Source organism: Algibacter sp. TI.3.09 (genome assembly GCF_038154905.1).
Lineage (GTDB): Bacteria > Bacteroidota > Bacteroidia > Flavobacteriales > Flavobacteriaceae > Algibacter.
Genome location: NZ_JBAKAN010000003.1, coordinates 1 through 2,500, shown reverse-complemented (window position 1 = coordinate 2,500; position 2,500 = coordinate 1). Strand labels below are relative to the sequence as shown.

The window sequence follows — 2,500 nt, the reverse complement described above, 5'->3', positions numbered from 1 at the left end:
CTTGCATTACTGCATGACATATCTTCAATATGCCGGGTTGCCCCATTCGGATATCTACGGATCAAATCGTGTGTGCCGATCCCCGTAGCTTTTCGCAGCTTATCACGTCCTTCATCGCCTCTGAGAGCCTAGGCATTCCCCATACGCCCTTATTTAGCTTATTGTACTTTTTGCTTTTTTAATGAGTTTCGTTACTATTTGTTACGATATAACAAATAATAACTTAATTAATTACAGCTCGCTCGTGGTGAGTGTAATTAATTATACAATTATTATATTATCTTAGATATAAATCTAATTTAATTTCATGTATCTTGTTTCAATATGTCAATGAACTTTCTATAATTAACCTAAGCTAATTATTTCGTGGAGAATATCGGAGTCGAACCGATGACCTCCTGCGTGCAAGGCAGGCGCTCTAGCCAGCTGAGCTAATCCCCCATTATTAAATCCTAACTTGTAGAATCCTTAATGTGAATTTAGAATTCTCAGTTCTAGAATTTCCTTTATTTAGTAGTTAGTAGTCTCAGGCAGACTCGAACTGCCGACCTCTACATTATCAGTGTAGCGCTCTAACCAGCTGAGCTATGAGACTCTACTAAATCTTTATTTTAAATTAACAGCAATGAGAATAAACTACTTTTCATAATAGTTTTTGATACTTAATTAGTCGTCTTTCTCTAGAAAGGAGGTGTTCCAGCCGCACCTTCCGGTACGGCTACCTTGTTACGACTTAGCCCTAGTTACCGATTTTACCCTAGGCCGCTCCTTACGGTGACGGACTTCAGGCACTCCCAGCTTCCATGGCTTGACGGGCGGTGTGTACAAGGCCCGGGAACGTATTCACCGCATCATGGCTGATATGCGATTACTAGCGATTCCAGCTTCACGGAGTCGAGTTGCAGACTCCGATCCGAACTGTGATAGGGTTTATAGATTCGCTCCTGTTCGCACAGTGGCTGCTCTCTGTCCCTACCATTGTAGCACGTGTGTAGCCCAGGACGTAAGGGCCGTGATGATTTGACGTCATCCCCACCTTCCTCACAGTTTGCACTGGCAGTCTTGTTAGAGTTCCCGACATGACTCGCTGGCAACTAACAACAGGGGTTGCGCTCGTTATAGGACTTAACCTGACACCTCACGGCACGAGCTGACGACAACCATGCAGCACCTTGTAAATTGTCCGAAGAAAAAACTATCTCTAGTCCTGTCAATCTACATTTAAGCCCTGGTAAGGTTCCTCGCGTATCATCGAATTAAACCACATGCTCCACCGCTTGTGCGGGCCCCCGTCAATTCCTTTGAGTTTCATTCTTGCGAACGTACTCCCCAGGTGGGATACTTATCACTTTCGCTTAGCCACTCAGAAACAAGTTCCGAACAGCTAGTATCCATCGTTTACGGCGTGGACTACCAGGGTATCTAATCCTGTTCGCTCCCCACGCTTTCGTCCATCAGTGTCAATACATTATTAGTGATCTGCCTTCGCAATTGGTATTCTATGTAATATCTATGCATTTCACCGCTACACTACATATTCTAACCACTTCATAATGATTCAAGATAACCAGTATCAAAGGCAATTTTACAGTTGAGCTGCAAACTTTCACCTCTGACTTAATTATCCACCTACGGACCCTTTAAACCCAATGATTCCGGATAACGCTTGGATCCTCCGTATTACCGCGGCTGCTGGCACGGAGTTAGCCGATCCTTATTCTTACAGTACCGTCAAGCTGCTACACGTAGCAGTGTTTCTTCCTGTATAAAAGCAGTTTACAACCCATAGGGCAGTCATCCTGCACGCGGCATGGCTGGATCAGAGTTGCCTCCATTGTCCAATATTCCTCACTGCTGCCTCCCGTAGGAGTCTGGTCCGTGTCTCAGTACCAGTGTGGGGGATCCCCCTCTCAGGGCCCCTACCTATCGTTGCCATGGTAAGCCGTTACCTTACCATCTAGCTAATAGGACGCATAGTCATCTTTTGCCGTAACCTTTAATACATAACTCATGAAAGTAGTGTATACTATGCAGTATTAATCCAAATTTCTCTGGGCTATCCTGCAGCAAAAGGTAGATTCTATACGCGTTACGCACCCGTGCGCCGGTCGTCATCTGTGCAAGCACAATGTTACCCCTCGACTTGCATGTGTTAGGCCTGCCGCTAGCGTTCATCCTGAGCCAGGATCAAACTCTTCATCGTTAAATTTTTAAGTCTTTATATGACTATAATCTTTAACAACTAATTAGAATCTCTAATACTCAAAATGGTCTATTCTCTTTGTTAAATTAATCCGTTTCCAAATTAATTTTACGCTGTCAATTCAATATGTTTATGAACTTGTTTCTTTTCTTATCTTAACTCGTTACCTTGCTAAGCGGGTGCAAATATAAAACCCTTTTTTAACTCTCACAATAATTATTTAACTTTTATTTTAAAAAGATTTAATACCTCTCTAACATAATTACCAAACAATATACTTATGAACTTTCTAGCTAA

2 tRNA genes and 2 rRNA genes (1 of these 4 cut by a window edge) are annotated in these 2,500 nt (G+C 42.8%); all 4 read right to left on the bottom strand.

The annotated features are described in order from the left end of the window. A 23S ribosomal RNA gene (locus V6246_RS11890) occupies window positions 1-164 on the bottom strand; it reaches 2,659 nt to the left of the window's first position. 203 nt (window positions 165-367) lie between these two features. Further along, window positions 368-441: transfer RNA gene (locus V6246_RS11885), tRNA-Ala, on the bottom strand. Between the two features lie 80 nt (window positions 442-521). Further along, window positions 522-595 (bottom strand) — tRNA-Ile (locus V6246_RS11880). Window positions 596-684: 89 nt separating this feature from the next. Next, window positions 685-2,203 (bottom strand): 16S ribosomal RNA (locus V6246_RS11875). The 16S and 23S rRNA genes sit together here with 2 tRNA genes alongside, the layout of an rRNA operon. Window positions 2,204-2,500 lie beyond the last annotated feature (297 nt).